A 16,874-nucleotide genomic window follows, 5' to 3' on the forward strand; every position below is an offset into this window, starting at 1 on the left:
CGGCTTCCGGGTCAGGCCCGCAGCCACTCCGTGACCACCACGTCCCCGCCGGTCCGCAGGCGCAGTGCGAAGGGACCGGTGGGTGTCACCCCGGACGTGAAACGGCCCATGTCGTCGGCCACGAGCGACGCGCCCGACTGCGGACCGGTGAGCACCTCGATACTGGCCGGCTGAGGCGGCAGCACCTGCCCCATCAGCCCCTGTGTGCTCACCTCCACGTCAATGGTCACGTCGCCCGAGTGGAAGGTCAGCATCCGCGGGGCGTCCGTCGCTCCCCGCACCGGGATCGCGTCGACCAGCGAGTCGAAGGTCAGCTCGGCGAGCCGGGCGTCGAGGTCGTGCAGTGCGAAGGCCTCGACGGCGATCCGCGTCAGCTCGGCCGGCACCGGGTCCAGGATGCCGGCGGCCTGACGGAGTTCCGCCAGGAGCCCGTCCTCGAAGACGGCGTCGACCTCGGCGGCCGGGTCGAACTCCGCGCCCGACTCGCCGTCGCCCAGGGCGTCTTCGGAAAAGGCGTCGTCTTCGGAGTCTTCGGGAAAGACGTCGTCGGTCATGTCGCTCACAGTGCTCCCCGTGCGTCGAGTCGGGCCCGTAGGCGGCGCAGACAGCGCTGGCGCAGCGGTCCGATGCTGCCCACCGCGATACCCACCGCGGCGGACACCTCCTGGTAACTGGGCGGCGGCGAGGCCATCAGGACACGCAGCAACTGCCTGCACCGCTCGCCGAGTTCCTCGAACTCCTGCCACAGATACCGGACGCGCTCGCTCTGGGCCGCGGCCTCCTCGGAGTCGATGACCGACTGCTCGGGCGTACGGTCCTCACTGGCCCGGTCCAGGAGCTGCGGATCGTCCGTCGGAGTCAGCCGCCTCAAGCTCTTGAGCACCTTCAGGCACTCGTGCCGCGCGGTGCTCGCCAGCCAGGCCCCGGCCTTCTGCGGTTCGCGGATCCGCCCCAGGTGCTGGGCGAAGCGGAACCACACGGTCTGGTACACCTCGTGCGCGTCGGCGTCGGAGAGCCGGTGCGCGCGCACGACGGACCAGACCAGCGGGCTCAGCCCTTCCACGAGCGCCTTCCAGGCCGCCGCGTCGCCGTCGACGGCGGACTGGACCAGCGCGCCGACATCTCCTCGGTTCACGGCCCCACCCCTCGTGTACGGCAAGTCATCGTACGCCGTGGAGGGGGCGGTTCCGGCCCTCATGCGCCGGTGGACAGCTGCACGACCGGAGTCGGGCGCCAGGTCGGCGGGATGAGCGCCGGCTTGTACCAGCCGTGTGCCTCCGCGAACTCGGTGGTCGCCGCGAGGAGTTGCTTGCGGGCCGCGCGCGCGTCGCTCTCCTTGTTGGCCGTCATGTAGGCGGCGACCAGGCCGGCGGCGGCGGGGGTGGCGAACGAGGTGCCGCTCCAGTGGGCATAGCCCTCGAAGACCACCTGGTCCGCCTTGCCGGCGGTGGGGGTGCCCGCTTCGCTCAACACACCGGTGTGCCGCGGGGACTGGCAGGTGCACTGGTAGGTGAAGTGGTACCTGCACGCTTCGTACGTGGAGTGCTGGTAGACGTACGGCACGGGTGCGTCGAAGCCGGTGAGCGTGCTGGTGAGCCGCTCGCCGGGAGCGTACGCGCCGACCCAGGAGCCGTAGTTGCTGAAGCAGGCGCCGTAGTCCCCGTCGGTGCGCAGCGCGCCGACGGACAGAACGGAGTCGGCGTACTCGGGCAGGGAGGCGTAGGCGGCGGGCCAGAAGTGGGAGGCGCTGCCGTTGTTGCCGGCCGCCGCCACCAACAGGGTGCCCTGCTCGCGCAGTTCCTCCATGAAGGCGTGCACGCCGAACAGTCCGTCCTCGCGGCCGTTCGCGGTGCCGGCGGAAAGGCTGAGGATGGCGGGCCAGCCGTGCTGTTCGACCGCGTCGAAGAGCCGCTCGCCGAACTTGTCCTCCGTGATGGCGCCCGCGTCGTTGAGGGTGTTGCGCACGGTGATGTTCGCGTTGGGTGCGACGGCCGCGAGGATCCCGGCGATGAACGTGCCGTGGCCGACGTACTGCAGGAGGTTGCCGTCGCTGTCGGTCTCCGTGCCGTGCAGGTCGCCCTGGACGTGGGCGAGCAGCGGGACCAGTGAGTAGTCGTGGGTGAGCCCGTTGTCGACGACGAGCACGTCGACGGCGGTGCCGGCGTCGTAACCGGCCTCGACGGGGGCCGGGTTGGTGCCCCGGGTGAGCGAGGCGGGCACGGGCTCGTCGCCGGGGCAGGAGTTGACCGCGAGCGACACCACGTGGTTGCGGCTGACCAGTTGGTGCCCGGCGCGTCCCTCGCGCTCCCGCAGGGCCCGCAGGGCGTGCGTGACGGCGCGGTCGCCGCTCCGGCCGCCGTGGCCGGGGTCGCCGACCTTGATCCGGGTGATGCCCGAGCGGTTGGTCTCGGGGCTGTCCCGTTGCACGTAGTCGCCGGTCAGCCCGGTCGCCTCCGTGAAGTGCGTGCGTACGGTGTTCTCGACGAGCCGGGCGTCCTGGCCGTCACGGGCGAGGACCACACCTTTCTCGTAGACGAACTCCGCGGAGTCGTCGGGTCCCAGTGCCAGGGGGACGTCGGGCATGGAGCGCTGGATCTGGTCGAACTGCTCGTGGAAACGCTGAGGTGCCATGGCATGTCCTCCCACTGGGGCGGCGGTCGTCAATCAGAGCAGCGGGGACGCTGATTGATACAGCGCCAAACCTGTGTGGCGTGCAACCGGGAGCACTAACATCAATGAAGTGACAGCGGGAAGCGACACGGTTCTCGAACTGCTGCCGATGGTGTTCGCCGCCCCCAACCAGGCGCTGGCGCAGGCAGAAGAGGTGCTCGGCTCGGATCCCTCACCGCTGCACGCCTCCGTGGCCCACCAGGTGATCGGCATCTGGCAGCGGGACTGGGGCGACCTGAAAATCGCGCTGCAGCATCTGCGTCTTGCCCGCGATCTGGCGGCGCGCGCGGAGTCGGCGGACCGGGAGGCGGACGTCCTGGCCGCGCTCGGCGTGGCGCTGGTGCACGCGGGCCGCACCCGGCAGGGGCTGGAGGCACTGGAGCGGGGTGTCGCGGTGTCCGGCGGGCACACCAGGGCGCGTGTCCTGTTCCGGCGGGCCTACGCCCACTGGGTGCTGGGGCATCACCGGGAGGCACTGGAGGACGTACGCCGGTCGATTCCCGTGCTGCGGCAGGCGGACGACGTGATCTGGACGGCGCGTGCGCTGACCCTGCGGGCGACGGTGCATCTCGCGCTCGGCGCGGTGGACCGCGCGGAGGCCGACTTCAGCTCGGCCGAGGCGCTGTGGGACACCACGGGCCAGGAGCACGACAAGGCCGACGCGGTGGAGAGCCGGGGCCTGGCCGCGTTCCGGTCGGGCGACATCCCGGCGGCACTGCGGCTCCTCGACGAGGCCGAGGAGCGGTACGCCAAGCTCGGCACGCCGACGTTCATGCTCAACATCCGGCGCTGCGAGGTCCTGATGGCCGCGGGGCTCGCCCCGGAGGCGCTGGCGGAGGCGGACGCGGCGATCGGTGTGCTCGACGGCATCGGCGGGCAGTCCACCCGCAAGGCGGAGCTGCTGCTGGCCGCCGCGCGTGCGGCACGGCTGGCGGGCGACGCGCACACCGCGATCGCGCGCGCCGACATGGCCGTACGACTGTTCTCCGGGCAGCGGCGCACGTGGTGGGAGACGCACGCCCGGCTGGTGCTGATCGAGGCGCGGGTCGCCGCCGGGCGAGGCTCGGGGCGGCTGGTCGCGGACGCCGCGGCGGTGGCCGAGCGGCTGGCCTCCTTCGGCGCGCCGGCCGCGCCGGAGGCGTCGCTGCTCGCGGGCCGGATCGCGCTCGACCTGGGGTGGCTCGCGGACGCCGAGCGGCACCTGGAGGTCGCCGCGCGCAGCCGGCACAGCGGGCCGCCGCTGGCGCGGATGACGGGCTGGGCCGCACAGGCGCTGTGGGCCCGGGCCGCGGGGTCCGGCCGGGGTGTCCTGGAGGCCTGCCGGCGCGGGCTCGACGTGCTCGACGACCATCAGACGACGCTCGGCGCCTCGGAGCTCAGGGCCCGGGCCACCGCGCAGGGCGCGGAGCTCGCCGCCCTGGCCGCGCGGGCCTCGCTCGCCTCGGGCGGTCCGCGGCGGCTGCTGGTGTGGAGCGAGCGCTGGCGGGCGACGGTGCTGTCCGCGCCGCCGACCCGGCCGCCGGCCGATCCGGAACTGCTCGGCGATCTGACCGCGTTCCGTGAGATAGCGGCCCGGGCGGAGGCCGCCCGGATGGAGGGCCGGCCCGTCCCGGCACTGGAGCGTGAACAGCGGCGCCTGGAACGGGAGATCCGCTCCCGGACCCTGCACATCCGCGGCGACGCGCCCGGCGACGGGTACCGGTTCGACCCGGGCCGGTTGCTGGAACGCCTCGGTGACGACGTGCGGTTGGTCGAACTCGCCGTACTCGACGGGCGTGTTCAGGTGCTGCTGTGCGGGCAGGGGCGGGTGCGGCGGTTCGAGGCAGGGTTGCTCGCCGAGGCGGAGGTCGAGGCCGAGCACGTACAGGCCGGGCTGCGACGGCTGGCCCACCCCGGGGCGGAGGCACGGCTTCCGGTGGTGGCGGCCGCGGGCCACCGGCTGGAGGAGCTGCTGCTCGGACCGGCCGCGAAGCACCTGGGCACCGGCCCGGTCGTGGTGGTGCCGCCGGGCCGGCTGCACCGTGTGCCGTGGGCGCTGCTGCCCGCGCTGCGGGAGCGGGTGTTCAGCGTGTCGCCGTCGGCGAGCAGCTGGCTGCGCGCCCGCGAGACCGCCCCGCCGCCGAACGGCAGCCAGGTGCTGGTGCGCGGCCCGGGCCTGGCGACCGGCGGCGCGGAGGTGCCCGAACTCGCCGACCGGTACGGCACGGCGACCCTGCTGGAGTACGACGACGCGCGCGTGCCGCGGGTGCTGGAGGAGCTCGACGGCGCCGGGCTGGCCCACATCGCCGCGCACGGCACCTTCCGGGCGGACAGCCCGCTGTTCTCGGCGCTGCGGATGGCCGACGGGCCGCTCATCGTCCACGACTTCGAGCGCCTCGCCCGCAGCCCGTACCGGATCATCCTCTCCTGCTGCGACACCGCCCGCTTCGCATCGGTAGGCGCGGACGAACTGCTCGGTCTGGTCACCGCCCTGCTGCCGCTGGGCACGGCCGGAGTGGTGGCGTGCACGGCGCCCGTCAACGACGCGGCCGTGGTGCCGTTGATGCTCGCGCTGCACAAGGGGCTGAGCACCGGGCTGTCCCTGGCCGAGGCGCTGCGCGACGCGCGGGCCGCGGTGCCGGGCGACTCGGTGCACCAGGCGACGGGGTGGGCGTTCTCGGCGTTCGGGGCGGCGTGACAACCTCAGCTGGAGCGCCCCAAAGGGGCGCGGGGCTGTGTCGATATGCGGCTCCGCCGCGGGGCGCGACCAGCCCCCACCGGCCCGCGGCGAACGAACCGCACAACCAGCGGAGCGATGGGGCGGCCTGACCCCTCCCCCGATCACGGGGGTCAGACCGCCCGGTCCTGTTGGCCGGTCAGGCCGGCTGCGCCTCCGGCAGTGCGACCAGCCACGGCAGCGCGCCCCGGTCGCTCGCTCCGAGCCGGGCGTACGCGCTGTACAGGTGGTTGCCGACCGTACGGATCGACAGGGTGAGCTTCTCCGCGATCTGCCGGTTGCTCAGCCCGGCGGCGGCCAGCGTGACGATCTGCCGTTGGCGGGCGGTGAGTTCGCCCAGGACCAGCCCCGACAGGGCCGGGGTGCGGGCGCCCTGGCAGCGCCGGGCCAGTGCGACGGCGCGAGTGCGGGAGGTGCGGGCGGCGCGCGGGTCGCGGTGCGCGCGTACGGCCTGGGCGTGCGCCTCGGCGGCGAACAGCAGCATGCCGCGCTGCTCCAGCTGTCCGGCGACCCGGTCCAGGGCCGGTCCGTCGCCGCGGGCGAGCGCGTCGGCATGGGCGGCGAAGACACCGGTCAGTCGGCCGACGGCCCGCTCGGGCGCGCCGAGGCGGACGGCGTCGTACGGCTCGTCGGTGATCGCTTCGAGAGCCGCGAAGAGGTCACCGCGGGCGGCGGCCGGCCAGGCGGCCGCCGAACCCTCCGCGATCTCCCGCGAGCTCGTCGTCTCGTCCCTCGTTTCGTTCCCCGTCTCGCCCGACTGCGCGGCGGCCAGGGCGAGTTCGAGACGGCAGGACGGGTCATCGGCGTCCCGCAGTCCCTCCCTCGCCCAGGCCGCCGCCTCCCGCAGTTCCCCCCGCAGCCGCGAGAACCGCGCCCGTACGGCCGCGTGTCCGGCCGGCACCCGCGCCCCCTCGTCCAGGAGCCACTCCCCCACCGGTGCCGGGATCGCCCGTACGTCGGCCAGCTCCATCGCCCCTGCCAGCGCGGCCGATTCCGTCTCCAGGGCGGCGGTGCAGCTGTCCGGAGTGCGGGCCAGCCGCCTGGCCCTCAGCCGTCCGGCGGCGGCCCGCAGCACCGGGCCGTGCAGGGGGTGGGCGAGGCGTACGGCGCCCCGCTCGTCGACGTGGACCAGTCCGTCCGCCTCCAGGTCTTCGAGGACGTGCAGGTCGAGGGCGTCGGCGTCCAGCGGAACGGGCTCACCGAAGGCCAGCCGTTCGAGGGTCTCGCGCTCGCCGGGGCCGGTGCGGTCGAGGAGGGGTGCGGTGCGTTCGCGGACGGTCGCGGTCAGCGGTACGGGGCCCCGCCAGGCCCATTCGCCGGAGTCCGGGACCCGGGTGAGCGGCCCGTGTTCGCGCACCGCGCCCAACAGGTCGCGCAGAAGCCGCAGGTCCCCCTGGCACAGGCGGTACAGCCGGTCGACGGTGAGCGCTTCGACGCCGGCCAACAACTGTTCCGTCTCCACCCGGGGCAGCGCCTCCAGGGTGAGCCGCGGCAGCAGTTCCCCGGTCCACAGCCGGGACACCGCGCCGGGCACCGGGGCACCGTCCGTGGCGACGACCAGCAGGCGGGTGCGCCCGTGGACGGCCAGCTGGTGGACCAGGGCGGCCGAGGAGTCGTCGAGCAGGTGCGCGTCGTCGACGATCAACAGCCGTACGCCGGAAAGGAGTTGGACCGCTCGATGCAGGGAGACCGTCTCCGGCAGCAGGTGTGCGAACGCGGCGAAGGGGAGCTGCCGGGTCTCGGGCGTCCCGGCGACCTTGGCGCAGTCGGAGCCGCGGACGGCCTCCGTGACGAGCCGGGTCTTGCCGCAGCCCGCCGGGCCCGTCACCACGATGCCGTGGCGGGCGCCGGTCACGCACCGGCGGACCAGCTCGAGTTCGTCCTCCCGACCGATGAACGGCCAGGGCAGTTCCAGGGTCTTCGCGTCCCGTTCGAAAGTCATCACGGGAACAAGAGCGCCGTTACTCAGTCCTGATACAGGGGGACTTGAGTAGCCCCCGACTCAGGCGCCCCGGGGCGCCTGACGGCAGTCTGAACGCCATGACCGCACGCTACTGCTCACTCGCGCAGCAGCCGGCCCCCGTCTTCACACCGGGGCTGGCCGCCGAGCGGCTGAGTGCGCTCATCGGCGGAAGCCGGATGTGGGTCAACAGCACGGTGCTGCACTACTACTTCTTCGACGGCGACACCGACGGGTCCGTCATTCCCGTACCGGGAACCGGGCAGTCCCGGCGGGTGTCGTGGGTCGGCGCCAAGGAGCAGCAGGACGTCGTGCGCGAGTGCTTCCAGGAGTGGCAGGACCTCGGCGTCGGCGTCTCGTTCGCCGAGGTCGGCGACCGCTCGGAGGCCGAACTGCGCATCGGGTTCCAGCTCGGCGACGGCTCCTGGTCGAACGTCGGCAAGGACGCCCTCCAAGTCGGCCTCAACGAACGCACGATGAACTTCGGCTGGGACCTGACCGTGCCCGGGGAGCGCGGGACGGCCCTGCACGAGATCGGACACGCGCTCGGCATGCTGCACGAGCACCAGAGCCCGTTCGCCGGCATCCACTGGGACGACGAGGCCGTCTACACCGATCTGGCGGGTCCGCCGAACTTCTGGAGCCGGGACCGCACGTTCTTCAACATCCTGCGCAAGCTGGACCCGGACGAGGTCAACGGCTCCGTCTGGGACCCACAGTCGATCATGGAGTACCCCTTCTCGGCGGGGCTCATCCTGGAGCCGGAGCAGTTCCGCGCGGGCCTCAACCCGCCCGGCACGCTCTCCCCCGCCGACAAGGAGTTCGCCCTGCGCTGGTATCCGGCGACCGAGCGGCCCCGGCCGCCGATGCTGGTGCCCTTCCGCTCGGCACCGCTCGGCCTCGGGCCGGGCGAGCAGGCCGACTTCGTCGTCGAGCCGCCGGAGACCCGCGAGTACACCGTGGGCGCCTTCGGCGACAGCGACACCGTCGTCGTGGTCTTCGAGGAGCGGGACGGCGAGCCCCGCTACCTCGCCGGCCAGGACGACGGAGGCTCCGCACGCAACGCCACGATCAAGGCCCGTCTCGTCAAGGGCCGCCGCTACTTCGTCCGTGTGCGCCTGTACTCCGCGTGGGGTTCGGGGGAAACCGCGGTCATGTGCTGGTGACAGCATGTGCAGGTCGCACACGGACGAGGCTGGACCGCAGTCCGGCGCCGGGGGGAATGGCCGGCGCACGTCGCCTTCGGGGGAGGGAGACGTGCGTCGGCCACACCGCGCTCACCGCTCCATGGGCAGCGCCGGGTCCTTCGACCACTCTTCCAGTGAGCCGTCGTAGAGCCGTACGTCCTCACAGCCGAGCAGGGTGAGGGCGAGCGCGGCGCCCGCGGCCGAGATGCCACCGCCGCAGTACAGGACGACCGGCGAGTCGGCGGTGTCGAGCACCGTGCCCACCTTGGCGGCGAGTTCGGGGCCGGGCAGGACACGGCCCTCGGAGTCCAGCAGCTCACGGCCGGGGAGGCTGACGCTGCCGGGGATGTGGCCGCGGCGGCTGTAGCGGGTGGGGGCGCTGCCGTCGTAGCCGCCGGTGGGCAGGGCGCAGACCAGGGTGCCGGGGCGTTCGCCGCTGCTGATGGCGGCGACCTCGTGGATGTCCGTCCAGAGGCCGGGGCGCGGGGCCGGGGTGACGGGCTCCACAGCCGGCGCCGGTTCGGTGTCCTCGCCTGAGGCGAGGGGGTGCCCGGCCGTCTCCCATGCTTGAAGGCCGCCGTCGAGGACGGCCGCCGGGACCGAGATCGCCCGGAGCATCCACCACAGCCGGGCGGCCCAGATGCCGCCACCGTTGTCGTACACGACGACCGCTCCGCCCTCCCCCACGCCGAGGCGGACGAGCGCGGCGGCCAGGGCGTCGGGGGACGGCACGGCGAAGTGGTACGGCGCGTCGTGGTCCGAGAGGTCCCCGGTGAGGTCGGCGTGCCGGGAGCCGGGGATGTGCCGCGCGGCCCACTCGGCGCGGCCGCTCGCGGACCGGTAGTCGCCGTCGTGGCGGGGCGAGGGCAGCAGTGCGGTGGCGTCCAGGACGACCAGCCGGGGGTCGTCCAGACGCTCTGCGAGCCAGGTGTCGTCGACGAGGGGGCCGGGCAGCAGGGAGGTCATGGCGGCCGATCGTACGCCCGCGAGCTGGGCGTCTTGCCCATCGAGCCAGGACGTCCCATATTCCGGACCGCGCTTGCACAGCATGCGGGACCTGCCGTTATGGTTTCGGCCATCTACGCGGGAGCCCCTCCCCGGCTGGGCTGAGAGGGCGTCTGGGATCCGTTCACCGAACGCGGTCCCCATGGGGACGCCGACCGCACGAAACGCGCTTCGGCGCCCCGCGTAGGAGTTCACGTGTCCGCAGCAGTCGAGATGAAGCCTCCGGCGATCAACGCCCCGGTGGCCGCCTCCTGTTGTTGTCGCACGTGCTGTCGCCGGTCCTGCTGACCGCACCCCTCCCCCGCCTTCTTTCCTCAGGGCCACCACGCCTGCGCGTGCCGTGATCCACCCCCTTCTGCCGTTTTCGGAGTACCCCCATGCCACACATCCGGGTCATGCTCGACTATTTCCATCCCTGGCCCAATTCCGCCGGTTTCTACGTCGGCCGCTCCCGCCGCTGGTTCGACGAGGCCGGCCTGGACGTCGAGCTGGTCGTGCAGGACCCCGGACGCGGCGACACGCTGGAGTACCTGGCCCGGGGCGAGGTCGACTTCGGCATCTTCCCGCCCAATCGGCTGCTGGCCCGCCGGGCCGGGCAGGGCCAGCCGCTGATCGCGGTCGCGGCCGTCAACCACCGGGGCCTGGAGGCGATCCAGACCACGACGTCCACCGGCATCACCCGGCCCCGTGACCTCGCGGGCCGCCGGATCGCCCTGAACCCGACCCCGCGGGGCCTCGCGATGGTCCGCCACCTGGTCGCGGCCGACGGGGGCGACCCGGACGCCGTGATCACCGTGGACGCGGGCAGCCGCGAGCTGACCGTGGACGACATCGAGTCGGGCGAGGCGGACGCCACCTTCGGAAACTACTGGTCCTGGGACGCGCTGCGCGGCGATCTGCCCGAGGAGCGGCGGGTGACCTGGCCGGTCGACGAGATCGGCGCGCCCCGCTATCACAGCTACCTGCTCGGCACGAGCGAGCGGCTGCTGGACCAACAGCCTTCTCTCGTACGGGACTTCCTGGCCGTCACGGCCCGCGGCTACGCGTCCGCCGCCGAGGAGCCCGAGCGCACCCTGGAGTCGCTGGAGCGCGTGATCCCGTACTTCCCGCGCCCGCTGATCGCCCGCTCCCTGGGCCTGATCGCCCCCACCTGGACGGACGAGCACGGCCGCTGGGGTGTGATCGACGACAGCCGGATGGGCCCGTACGCGCAGTGGCTCGCGGAGAACGGCGCCATCGCGCACGACCGGGAGTGGGACCGGTCCTTCACCAACGGCCTGCTGGACGTGGCCGCGTGACCTTCCTGACCCGGCGGCTGGCCGTCGACTTCAAGCGGGTGGACAGCGCGCTCTGTCGGCGGTGACCGCTCCTCGCCGCCGAACTCCCCTCCGTACGAAGGACCCTGTCATGAACCGCCGCACGCTCCTGTCCGCGATAGCCGCGACGTCCCTGCTCGCCGTCACCACCGGCTGCTCCGCCGACTCCTCGGCCGCCGCGCAGGACGGCACGACCACCGTGACCCTCGCCCTGGACTGGACGCCCAACACCAACCACACGGGCATCTACGTCGCCCAGGCCAAGGGCTGGTTCAAGGACGCCGGGATCAACCTGAAGATCGTGCCCTACGGTTCGACCGCGCCAGAGACGCTGATCGCCAACCACAAGGCCGACTTCGGCATCTCGTACCAGGAGGGCATCACCACCGCTCGGGCCGCGGGCCAGGACATCACCTCCGTCTACGCGGTCACTCAGAAGACGAACGTGACCGTCGCCGTGCGCGCCGACCGCGACGACATCACCTCGCCGAAGGACCTGGACGGCGAGACGTACGCCGGTTTCGGGGCGCCTTACGAGAAGCCGCTGCTGCAGAAGGTGATCCAGAACGCGGGTGGCGAGGGCGACTTCAAGCAGGTCACCCTCAACACCTCGGCGTACGCGGCGCTTTACGCGGGCAAGGCGGACTTCGCGATGCCGATGCCGACGTGGGAGGGGCTGGAGGCGGAGCTGAGCGGCAAGCCGCTGAAGAACTTCCAGCTGTCCGACTACGGCTTCCCGGCGATCTACTCGACGCTGGTCGCCTCCTCCGACCAGTTCCTGAAGAAGAACCCGGCACTCGCGAGGAAGTTCCTCGCGGCGGTCGACAAGGGCTACCGGTACGCCGCCGACAACCCGGACAAGGCCGCCGACCTGCTGATCTCCGAGAACAAGAGCGTGCTCACCAACACCGAGCTGGTGACGAAGAGCGAGGAGCTGCTGGCGAAGGAGTACTACAAGGGCGCCGACGGCACGATCGGCACGCAGACCGCCGAGCGCTGGCAGGCCTTCGCGGACTTCGAGTACAAGGCCGGGCTGCTCGTCGACGCGAACGGGAAGAAGCTGACGAAGGCCCCGGACGCCGCGGAGTTCTTCACCAACGACTACCTTCCGGACACCAAGTGAGGTCGGTGGTGCGGTCGTTGTGGCCGCCCCTGCTGGTGCTCGCGGTCGTGATCGGCGGCTGGCAGCTGTACGTCACCGCTGCGGGCGTGGATCCGACGACCCTGCCCTCGCCCGCACGGGTCGTGGAGCAGGGCTGGGCGAACCGTGCGGAGTTGTGGGCGCAGACGCTGCCGACGCTCCAGGAGACGCTGCTCGGTTTCGCGCTGTCCTTCTCGGCGGCCTGGCTGGTCGCCGTCCTGCTGGACTTCTCGTCGGCGGCCCGGCGCGGCCTGTACCCACTGCTGGTGGCCTCGCAGACCATCCCGATCGTCGCCGTGGCGCCGCTGCTGATCATCTGGTTCGGCTTCGGGCTGCTGCCGAAGATGCTGGTGGTGACGCTGACGACGTTCTTCCCGCTGGCGGCGAACCTGGCCGCCGGTTTCGCCGCGACCGACCGCGAGGCGATGCGGCTGCTGCGTTCGCTCGGCGCGGGCCGGTGGCGGGCGTTCCGGCTGGTCCGGGTGCCGAGTGCGATGCCGTACTTCTTCGCGGGCCTTCGGGTGAGCATCACGTACGCCGTCGTCGGTGCCGTCTTCGCCGAGTACGCGGGCGCCGAGGCGGGCCTCGGGATCTATATGCAGGCACAGAAGAGCGCGTTCCGTACGGACCTGGTGTTCGCGGCGGTGGCGGTGACGGCCGCGCTGAGCATCGCGCTGTTCGGGGCGACGTATCTGTTGCAGCGGCTGGTGCTGCCGTGGGAGCGGGAGGTCAAGAAGTGAGCAGTCTGCGCATGGAGGGGGTCAGGAAGTCCTTCGGTCCTCTGGAGGTCCTGCGGGATCTCGAACTCTCCGTCGAGCCGGGCGAGTTCGCCGCCGTGATCGGGCCGAGCGGCAGCGGCAAGAGCACGCTGTTCAATCTGGTCTCCGGGCTCGACCTGCCCACGGCCGGCCAGGTGCTGGTGGAGGGCGAGCCGGCCGGGGTGGAGTCCGGCAAGGTCGCGTACATGCCGCAGAAGGACCTGCTGTTCCCGTGGCGGACCGTGCTGGACAACACGGCGCTGGGGCTGGAGGCGCAGGGGGTGCGGAAGAAAGAGGCGCGGCGCCGCGCGGACGCCCTGTTCGCGGATTTCGGGCTCGACGGCTTCCAGAAGGCGTATCCCTCGCAGCTCAGCGGCGGTATGCGGCAGCGGGCCGCGCTGTTGCGCACGGTCGTGCTGGAGCGGCCGGTGCTGCTCCTCGACGAGCCGTTCGGCGCGCTCGACTCGCTGACCCGGACCGACATGCAGCTGTGGCTGGCCGGGATGTGGCAGCGACACCGCTGGACGGTCGTGCTGGTCACCCACGACATCCGCGAGGCAGTGCTGCTCGCGGACACGGTGCACGTCCTCTCGCCCCGCCCCGCCACGGTGGTCGAGCGGGTCGAGGTGCCGCTCGGGAGGCCGCGCCGCGCGGAGGACTTCACCGCACCCGAGTTCGCGGCGACCGAGCGCCGGATCCTGGACGCCCTTCGTGGCACAACGGCGGCGAGGACTCCGTGAGTTCACATCTGGCGCACGGTCTGGGCACCGAGCCGGTCGAGCCCGACTGGGCGCCGCTGACGGACGACGAGGTGACGGGCGTCGTCGGCCCGGCGCGGGTGGTGTGGCGCAGCCCGCGCCCCTTGTCGGCGGCGGCCGTCGTGGAGCGGGACGGGCGGCGCCTGTTCGTGAAGCGGCACCATGTCACCGTACGAACGCCCGAAGGGCTCGCGGAGGAGCACGTGTTCCTGCGTCATCTGCGGCTGCACGGGGCGCCGGTGGTGGAGGTGCTGGATCTGGTGGCGCGCGGCGAGTGGACGTACGAGGTGCACTCGACCGGGGCCGGTACGGACCTGTACCGGGACGCGCTGTCCTGGTCCCCGTTCCACTCCCCCGACCATGCGCGGGCGGCGGGCGCGGCACTGGCCCGGCTGCACCTGGCGGCGGAGGGCTTCGAGGCACCGCGACGCCAAGTGCAGCCGCTCGTCGCGTCGTTCACGGTGTTCGCCTCGGACGACCCGGTGGCGGCGCTGGAGCGGTACGTGGCCGAACGGCCCGAACTCGCGGCGGCGCTCGGGGACTTCCCTTGGCGCGAGGACACGGAGCGCGCCCTGATGCCCCTGCACCGGCGACTGGCTCCCCACCTCCCCGGCCTCGCCCCGCTGTGGACCCACAACGACTGGCACGCCTCCAACCTCCTGTGGGACACCGACGGCGAGGTCTCCACCGTCCTGGACTTCGGCATGAGCGACCGCACGACCGCCGTCCACGACCTGGCCACCGCGATCGAACGCAACGCGGTCCAGTGGCTGCGGCCCGGCTACCCGGTGCGCGACGCGGACGCCGTGGCGCTGCTCGACGGCTACGAGGCCGTACGACCGCTCAGCGCGGTAGAGTCGGCTGCACTGCCCGAGCTTCTCCCCCTGGTTCACGCGGAGTTCGCGCTGTCCGAGCTGAGCTACTTCCACGGCGTGACGCGGTCGACGGACAACGCCCGCCTGGCGTACGCCTATTACGTCGACCACGCGGAGTGGTTCACCGGGGAGAACGGGCAGCGTCTGCTGGACCTGCTGCGGCGGCGGGTGCCGGCATGCTGATCGCCATCGGCGGTCTCCCCGCCAGCGGCAAGACCACGCTTGCCCGCCTCCTGGCGGCCCGCATCGGCGCGGTCCACCTGCGGGTCGACACCATCGAGCAGGCGATCGTCCGCTCCGGTGTGGCCCGGCATCCGGTGGGCCCGGTGGGATACGTCGTGGGATACGCACTGGCCGAGGAACATCTACGGCAGGGGCTGACCGTGATCGCGGAGTCCGTCAATCCGCTGACGGTCACCCGGGACGCCTGGCGCGACACGGCTGTGCGGGCAGGTGTGCCCGCTGTGGAGGTGGAGATCGTCTGCTCCGACCCGGACGAGCACCGGCGGCGCGTGACCTCACGGTCCGTCGACATCCCCGACCTGCCGCTGCCCGACTGGGAGCAGGTCGTCGGCCGGGAGTACGAGCCCTGGAACCGCTCTCGCATCGTGGTCGACACCGCGGGACAGGGGCCGGAGGATTCACTGGCCTCGCTTCTGGATGCCCTACCCGGACGGTAGTTCGCGGGTGAAGACGACGCGAGGTCGGCCGGGGCCGTCGTAGTCCTCGACGACGCGCGTGTCAAAGCCGAGGCTGCGGTGGAAAGCGATGGAGCCCTCGTTGGTGACCGAGGTGATCGCCTTGAGGCGGACCGCGCCCTGCCGTTCGGCGGCCTCGACGAATGCCTCGTACAGGCTGCGGCCGAGACCCGTGCCGCGTGCGTCGTCCCGGGTCGCCACCAGATGCACGTATCCGGTGTGGTCGGGGGTGACGAAGCCGAAGAGGTAGCCGCGGATGCCGTCGTCGGCGCGGGCGACCAGGCAGGTGGAACCGAACTCCTGCACCAGCGCGGAGAGGTGGAGTGCGCGGAGGTCACGCTCTCCCCAGTAGCGGGCGTGGTCCGCCAGGACCTGGTGGAGGTCGGTGACATCGGCGGGGACGATACGGACGGCCATGGCGTCGATCATGGCAGAGAGTCGGCCGGCTCCCGGTAGCGGGCGGCCGTGCGGCGGGCCGCCTCTGCCAACTCCAGCCGGACCTCCGGCGGTTCGAGGACCTCGGCGTCGGGGCCGAAGCCCAGCAGGCGGCGGCAGGCGGCGCGCGGGGAGTCGAAGTGGAGGAGCAGACGGTGCCAGCCGTCCTCCGGGTCCGGGGTCGCGCGGGCGGCGGACGTGGTGTCGCCGAGGATCTCGGGCAGGGCGGCCAGGGCTTCGGTCGTGAGGCGTACGGTGACGGGCAGTTGGTCCAGGCTCGACTCGAACTCGGCGGTCCAGCGGGCCCAGTGGTCCGCCAGGTCGAAGTCGGCCGGGCGGGTGAAGGGTTCGGCGAGGATCTCGGCCTCCGTGATCCTCGACGCCCGGTGCGCGCGCACGCCCCGGTCGGAGCGGACGACCAGATACCACACGCCCGCCTTCGCCACGAGGCCCAGCGGGTCCACCGCCCGCGCCCCTGACCGGCTCCCGTGTGTCAGACGCAGACGTCTGTCCCGTCGTACGGCATCGACGAGCACGGCGAGATGCGGGACCGGCTCGGGCGGCTTGAACCACGCCTGCGTGTCGACGTGGAAGCGGCTCGCCGTCGTGTTCGCCTGCTCCCGGCCCGCCGTCGGCAGCGACGCCAGCAGCTTCAGCCTCGCCTGTGGCAACGCGTCGCCCAGCGCGATCCGCTCCAGGGGGCCGCCCGAGGAGACCGCCAGCAGGGCCGTCGCCTCCTCGGCGCTGATGCCGAGCAGCGGACTGCGCCAGCCGTCCATCAGCCGGCATCCGCCGCCGGGGCCCCCGCTCGCCACCACCGGGACTCCGGCCGCGCCGAGCGCCTCCAGGTCCCGGTAGACGGTACGGACCGACACCTCCAGCTCCTCGGCCAGTTGACGGGCCGTCAGCTGCCCGCGGGACTGCAGGCAGAGCAGCAGCGACAGGAGTCGGTCCGCTCGCATCGGGCGCTCACTTCCTCAATGTATGGGGGATATGCGGCAGGCTCCTCCGTGGGGCAGGGAGCGGCCGTCGAGCGGTGGCCTCGTGGATCCGCGCTGTCGAGCACGAGCTCAAGCAAGCGGCGTGATCGAGGACCACACGCCGAACCACTGCTCGGCGCCGTACGCCTCGAATCGCTCCAGCTCGGTGAACCCGAGTTTCGCCGCGAGGCGCACCGAGCGGACGTTGGCGGTCTGGGTGTAGAGCACCACCGGCTCACCGGGAAGCGCGCCGGCGAACCAGTCGAGTGCCGCTGTGCACGCCTCGGTGGCGTACCCGCGTCCCCACGCCTCCGGCAGGAACAAGTAGCCGAGCTCGGTCTCCCCGGCCTCCCGGCGGTTGCCCGGACGCTCGGG

At 72.5% G+C, this 16,874-nt stretch carries 16 protein-coding genes; 8 read left to right on the top strand and 8 right to left on the bottom strand.

What is annotated here, in order from left to right:
• Nucleotides 1-11: 11 nt before the first annotated feature.
• The 3 genes from IG08_RS0108625 to IG08_RS0108635 are packed head-to-tail and all read right to left on the bottom strand — an operon-like array spanning nucleotide 12 to nucleotide 2,631.
• Nucleotides 12-554 carry a hypothetical protein gene (locus IG08_RS0108625; protein WP_030598390.1) on the bottom strand — a complete coding sequence of 181 codons (543 nt, stop codon included), beginning with the start codon at nucleotides 552-554 and terminating at the stop codon, nucleotides 12-14.
• A gap of 5 nt (nucleotides 555-559) precedes the next feature.
• Nucleotides 560-1,135 (bottom strand): RNA polymerase sigma factor, encoded by a 576-nt coding sequence (locus tag IG08_RS0108630; RefSeq protein WP_030598391.1) that lies wholly within the window; start codon nucleotides 1,133-1,135, stop codon nucleotides 560-562.
• A 59-nt stretch (nucleotides 1,136-1,194) separates the two neighbouring features.
• Nucleotides 1,195-2,631 (bottom strand): S8/S53 family peptidase, encoded by a 1,437-nt coding sequence (locus IG08_RS0108635; RefSeq protein ID WP_030598394.1) that lies wholly within the window; start codon nucleotides 2,629-2,631, stop codon nucleotides 1,195-1,197.
• Nucleotides 2,632-2,779: 148 nt separating this feature from the next.
• Here IG08_RS0108635 and IG08_RS0108640 point away from each other — a divergent pair, with 148 nt between their 5' ends.
• The gene (locus IG08_RS0108640) at nucleotides 2,780-5,347 is read left to right on the top strand and encodes a CHAT domain-containing protein (RefSeq protein ID WP_052424547.1); all 2,568 of its coding nucleotides are present in this window, start codon (nucleotides 2,780-2,782) and stop codon (nucleotides 5,345-5,347) included.
• Between the two features lie 178 nt (nucleotides 5,348-5,525).
• Here the strand turns inward: IG08_RS0108640 and IG08_RS0108645 are convergent, their stop codons facing one another.
• On the bottom strand, nucleotides 5,526-7,328 hold the full coding sequence (locus IG08_RS0108645; protein WP_030598397.1) for a LuxR family transcriptional regulator AbsR2: 1,803 nt from the start codon (nucleotides 7,326-7,328) through the stop codon (nucleotides 5,526-5,528).
• Nucleotides 7,329-7,426: 98 nt separating this feature from the next.
• Here IG08_RS0108645 and absR1 point away from each other — a divergent pair, with 98 nt between their 5' ends.
• On the top strand, nucleotides 7,427-8,512 hold the full coding sequence (absR1, locus tag IG08_RS0108650) for a beta-glucuronidase AbsR1 (RefSeq protein ID WP_030598400.1): 1,086 nt from the start codon (nucleotides 7,427-7,429) through the stop codon (nucleotides 8,510-8,512).
• Between the two features lie 111 nt (nucleotides 8,513-8,623).
• Here the strand turns inward: absR1 and IG08_RS0108655 are convergent, their stop codons facing one another.
• Entirely contained in the window at nucleotides 8,624-9,499 is an 876-nt protein-coding gene (locus IG08_RS0108655; RefSeq protein ID WP_030598403.1) for a sulfurtransferase, read from the bottom strand.
• Nucleotides 9,500-9,915: 416 nt separating this feature from the next.
• Between IG08_RS0108655 and IG08_RS0108660 the strand changes: the two genes are divergently transcribed.
• The 6 genes from IG08_RS0108660 (at nucleotide 9,916) to IG08_RS0108685 (ending at nucleotide 15,066) form a co-directional block, all read left to right on the top strand.
• Entirely contained in the window at nucleotides 9,916-10,836 is a 921-nt protein-coding gene (locus IG08_RS0108660; RefSeq protein WP_030598406.1) for an ABC transporter substrate-binding protein, read from the top strand.
• A gap of 109 nt (nucleotides 10,837-10,945) precedes the next feature.
• Nucleotides 10,946-11,977: an ABC transporter substrate-binding protein gene (locus IG08_RS0108665; RefSeq protein WP_030598408.1), complete on the top strand. Its 1,032-nt coding sequence runs from the start codon at nucleotides 10,946-10,948 to the stop codon at nucleotides 11,975-11,977.
• A gap of 8 nt (nucleotides 11,978-11,985) precedes the next feature.
• Nucleotides 11,986-12,735 (top strand): ABC transporter permease, encoded by a 750-nt coding sequence (locus tag IG08_RS0108670; RefSeq protein WP_234342829.1) that lies wholly within the window; start codon nucleotides 11,986-11,988, stop codon nucleotides 12,733-12,735.
• The gene (locus IG08_RS0108675) at nucleotides 12,732-13,493 is read left to right on the top strand and encodes an ABC transporter ATP-binding protein (RefSeq protein WP_030598412.1); all 762 of its coding nucleotides are present in this window, start codon (nucleotides 12,732-12,734) and stop codon (nucleotides 13,491-13,493) included. The genes IG08_RS0108670 and IG08_RS0108675 overlap by 4 nt, the downstream gene beginning before the upstream one ends.
• Nucleotides 13,490-14,569: a phosphotransferase enzyme family protein gene (locus IG08_RS0108680; RefSeq protein ID WP_030598413.1), complete on the top strand. Its 1,080-nt coding sequence runs from the start codon at nucleotides 13,490-13,492 to the stop codon at nucleotides 14,567-14,569. Before IG08_RS0108675 ends, IG08_RS0108680 begins: the two co-directional genes overlap by 4 nt.
• Nucleotides 14,563-15,066: a P-loop nucleotide/nucleoside kinase family protein gene (locus tag IG08_RS0108685; RefSeq protein WP_030598415.1), complete on the top strand. Its 504-nt coding sequence runs from the start codon at nucleotides 14,563-14,565 to the stop codon at nucleotides 15,064-15,066. Before IG08_RS0108680 ends, IG08_RS0108685 begins: the two co-directional genes overlap by 7 nt.
• Here IG08_RS0108685 and IG08_RS0108690 read toward each other — a convergent pair.
• From IG08_RS0108690 to IG08_RS0108700, 3 genes are all read right to left on the bottom strand, one after another.
• Complete coding sequence (locus IG08_RS0108690; protein WP_043453634.1) at nucleotides 15,052-15,501, bottom strand: GNAT family N-acetyltransferase; 450 nt, start codon at nucleotides 15,499-15,501, stop codon at nucleotides 15,052-15,054. The genes IG08_RS0108685 and IG08_RS0108690 overlap by 15 nt on opposite strands.
• Nucleotides 15,502-15,509: 8 nt before the next feature.
• Complete coding sequence (locus tag IG08_RS0108695; RefSeq protein WP_030598419.1) at nucleotides 15,510-16,481, bottom strand: helix-turn-helix transcriptional regulator; 972 nt, start codon at nucleotides 16,479-16,481, stop codon at nucleotides 15,510-15,512.
• Nucleotides 16,482-16,589: 108 nt separating this feature from the next.
• The coding region (locus IG08_RS0108700) for a GNAT family N-acetyltransferase (RefSeq protein ID WP_030598421.1) at nucleotides 16,590-16,874 on the bottom strand (285 nt) is incomplete at its 5' end.

The sequence above is a fragment of the Streptomyces fulvoviolaceus genome, from assembly GCF_000718165.1.
In the GTDB taxonomy this organism is placed as follows: Bacteria; Actinomycetota; Actinomycetes; order Streptomycetales; family Streptomycetaceae; genus Streptomyces; species Streptomyces fulvoviolaceus.